A 3,420-nucleotide genomic window follows, 5' to 3' on the forward strand; every position below is an offset into this window, starting at 1 on the left:
AACAGCCCATCCTCGCCATGCACACCGGGATCATCCCGCACGAATGATCACGAGACGCAGGTGGGTTGCCTGTTACTGAGACACGCTCCTAGCCGGTCGCCGCGCACGGGGACGGTGTTGTTCGGTGTCACGTCCAGATTGGCCAGCATGGCGGGGAGGTGCTCCAGTTGCTCGATCGCTCGTGCAAGCCGGGTCGCCGAGGCTTGGGGGACAACGTGGTGCCCGTCGCCCCACCGCAGGTCGCAGGACGGTCCGAACGATGCTGCCTGCACGCCGGCGAAGTACCCGAACGGCGTGGGACGGCCCGCCCTGCGCAGGTGGTACCGGGCGGTGGAGCGCACGGCGCGCCGCACTTCGCGTGGATCGGGCTGAGGGGCGGCGGTGAGGCGGGCGACACGATCGGCGAGGACGGGGCTGGCCAGACCGAGAGCCTGGGCAAGGCGATCGTCGGCCCACACGGTACGCAGCCATCCAGTCTGCTGGTGCGTCACAGCGAGGCCGTTGCCGTCGAGGTCCGGCCAGACAGGAACCGGCAGGTCGGGGCGCGCGACGGCGCGCACGAGCGCCACGCCGGCGGCGCGGTAGCAGGCCGTGGGAGCGGATGGGCGCATGGCGGCGAACCTCGGGTCTCGGAGACGGGACAGGGACGGCGGCTGTGCCCCGGGCGTTCACCCGGGGCACCAGCCGGCAGGGTCAGTGCACGCCGGTGGTGCAAGCGCCGCAGGTGGCGCCGCAGCCGTCGTCGGTAAGGACCTGCAGGCTGGCCGCGTCGGTGGTCTCGGCAGTGCTGACGTCGAGGTCGAACTCGTCGCCGACGACGGACATGGCGGCCTTGGTCTCGGCCGGGATCTTCTGAGCCATGGTGGCACCTCCTTCGGAGGTTTCCCTTGCGGGACCTGGAGTCGGGGCGCGGGATGCGCCTCGCATCACCAGGAGACGGTGGGGCCGGCAGTGCCGCATGTCGACGGCCAGTTGCCCTGCGCGGGGCCGCAGTTCGCCGGGAGCGCCTGCGGGGTTGGCTTCCGCGTGCGGGGGCGGTGGGGCTCGGCGAGGACCAGGGCGCGGGGAAGCCGGGGCCGAGGCCGAACGCGGCGTGCGATTCGCCCAGCGCGCGCAGTATCAGCCGCTCGCCCGAGAAGGCGGTGCGGCCGTGCAGCAGACGGTGGTTGTCCAGCACGACGCCTTGTCCGGGGGCCAGGCACAGTCGGTGGGTGTGCCGGTCGATGGCCTGGCGAAGAGCGGGCAGGTGCTGTTGGGCGTCGGGCGAGAACCGGGCGAGGTCGTCCTGCCGCAACCGCAGTCGCCAGCGGCGGCAGGCAGCTGCTGGAGGACCGGGGCGAAGTGGCCGCTCGATCCGCCGAAGTAGGCGGCCCGGGCCGCGGAGAGCGCCTCGATCGCGGCGGGGTGGTGCGCGGCCAGCTCGGCGAGGACGCCTGGGCATCGACCAGCAGGCTCTCGCCGCCCGTGTCGCCGGCCGCGCGCACGCCAGCAGGAGCAGACGGGGCGGATCCGGGTGCTGCGCGCACTCGGTGTGCAGGGCCAGGGCGCCGCGCCCCAGGCCTTCGAAGCCCGCCCGTCCGGCGTGGAGGCCAGTGTCGCGGATGACTGTCAGTCCGTCCGGGTCGGCATCCCGGTGCCGCCACAGCGAGGACATCAGGCAGTCGGCCGCGAGGAGCACATCGTCGCGCCCGCCCAGCCTGGCGAGCCTCACCAGCCCGTGTGAGCGCAGCACCGCTCCGGCTCGCTCGCGCACTGCTCCGTCCAGCTCGCCTACGGTGAACTCCTGGCCGCTGGTGCCGTTGATGTCAAAAGACGGCATGGTGGATCTCCCTCGTGGGGCCGAGTGGATGGGAGGCGACACACTCTCCACGCCGGGCCGCTCCCATGGGAAGTGACAGATTGCCAAAGCGCTATCACCGGGCAACGAGGCGTTGCGCCGTCGCGCAACGGCTACCTTCGACAAGCCCGTGCCCGCCCACGCGCCCCGGAAGAAGCGATGACCGGACAGACAGAACAGCCCCAAGGCCGAGCTGGCCGGCAACAGCGTCCCCGTAACCGTCACCGCGGGCGACCCGATCACCCCCATCGCCTGGCGGTGGGACGATCCCAGCCCCTTCATCGGCGGAGACGTCTTGGTCGGCCCCGCCCACAGGGCCGGCTATACCGCCCAGTGCACTGCAGGAATCGCCGCCGAAGACAGCTCCGGTGGCGACTATCTCATTACCGCCGACCACTGCTTCGCCACTGGATCCGGCAACCACGTCTACGGCGAAGGCGACGCAGTCGGAAACTGGCAGCTCAACTACGGGAGCTTCGTCGGGGACGTCGGCAACGACCAGCCCCAATGGGACGCCCAGGTCATCTGGACCAGGGCGTACAACGGCGCGGGAACCAACTCCGACGAAGCCGACCAGCCGCAGGGCCAGTGGTATCAGGTGACCTCCGACGCCTACTCCTACAACGGCGATTCCGTGTGCCAGGACGGAGCCAAATCCTACTACGACGGCTACGGCGTGCCCTGCGGGATCACCGTTACCAACCAGGATGTCTATTACAACGTCACCTGGGACGATGGAACGGTGCACACCGTTCGCGGCGTCCAGGGGCAGTCTTCGGGCTGGATGGCAGAACCCGGTGACTCCGGGGCGCTGGTGTTCAGCATCTCCGGCAGCAACACCCGGCAGGCCCGCGGCATCGCGTCCGCTATCGGGGGAGGCTCCTTCTTCTGGACGGAAGCCCCCGACATCCTCAACGCATTTAACCTGCACCTGAACCCGCACGTCTAACGCAACGGGGCCCCTCTGGGACACCAGAGGGGGCCCACCGTGAGGAGGCACCCCCTTGAAGCGCAAAGCCGCTCTGCTCGCCATCTCGCTCGTGCCATTGCTCGCCGCGTGCGGCCATGAGACGCCGGCTGCGGCGAACACCTGCGGACAACAAATCACGGGGAAGCCCGACCCGAACACGCTGGCCGTCTCCCGCGTGCCCGTGGGCAAGGACTCTGTCCAGGTCGACTACCGCGCTCAGAGCGGAGATCCCGTCAGCGCGTACCTCACGACAACGAGCGGGACCATCATCGGCCACACCTCAAAGCCTCCCCAGAACGGCAAGGCAACAGTCGATGTACTGTGCTCCGGAGTCGCCTGGGCTCAGGTGACCGATCCACACAACTTCGACTATCAGGCCGTAGTAATGATCACTAAGTCCGGCCACCCGAACATTGTCTCGTCGGAACCGCTGTTCGTCTCCGGATCGGTCCCCACCGTACCGAGGACGCAGCCGTAAGGGCTCGCAGAGAATCAACACTGTGATTTGATCTCGTGGTGGGCGGATGCGAGGAACGCGGTCACGTCAGCGGGGGTGCGGAAGCGCGCGGTTGATGCGGGGATGGTGTGTCCGTGCTGTTCCAGGAGCGGGCGG

Annotated in this window: 4 protein-coding genes and 1 pseudogene; 2 read left to right on the forward strand and 3 right to left on the reverse strand. The window is 69.3% G+C overall.

Annotated elements, in window-relative coordinates; all coding sequences use genetic code 11:
- Nucleotides 1–47 precede the first annotated feature (47 nt).
- The 3 genes and pseudogenes from ACWC9T_RS41220 to ACWC9T_RS41230 form a co-directional block, all read right to left on the reverse strand.
- A complete protein-coding gene (locus tag ACWC9T_RS41220) occupies nt 48–569 on the reverse strand; it encodes a lantibiotic dehydratase (protein WP_449826150.1) in 522 nt (173 codons plus the stop codon).
- A gap of 124 nt (nt 570–693) precedes the next feature.
- A complete protein-coding gene (locus ACWC9T_RS41225) occupies nt 694–861 on the reverse strand; it encodes an FxLD family lanthipeptide (protein WP_449826151.1) in 168 nt (55 codons plus the stop codon).
- A gap of 307 nt (nt 862–1,168) precedes the next feature.
- Nucleotides 1,169–2,119 (reverse strand): annotated as a pseudogene (locus ACWC9T_RS41230) (hypothetical protein); the annotation flags it as partial.
- Nucleotides 2,120–2,132: 13 nt separating this feature from the next.
- On the opposite strand from ACWC9T_RS41230, the gene ACWC9T_RS41235 reads away from it, so the two are divergent.
- Both ACWC9T_RS41235 and ACWC9T_RS41240 read left to right on the forward strand, forming a co-directional pair.
- Nucleotides 2,133–2,786: a hypothetical protein gene (locus ACWC9T_RS41235; RefSeq protein ID WP_449826152.1), complete on the forward strand. Its 654-nt coding sequence runs from the start codon at nt 2,133–2,135 to the stop codon at nt 2,784–2,786.
- Nucleotides 2,787–2,841: 55 nt separating this feature from the next.
- Nucleotides 2,842–3,285, forward strand: a complete 444-nt coding sequence (locus ACWC9T_RS41240; RefSeq protein WP_449826153.1) for a hypothetical protein — start codon at nt 2,842–2,844, stop codon at nt 3,283–3,285.
- Nucleotides 3,286–3,420: the final 135 nt, after the last annotated feature.

The sequence above is a fragment of the Kitasatospora sp. NPDC001159 genome (assembly GCF_053598235.1).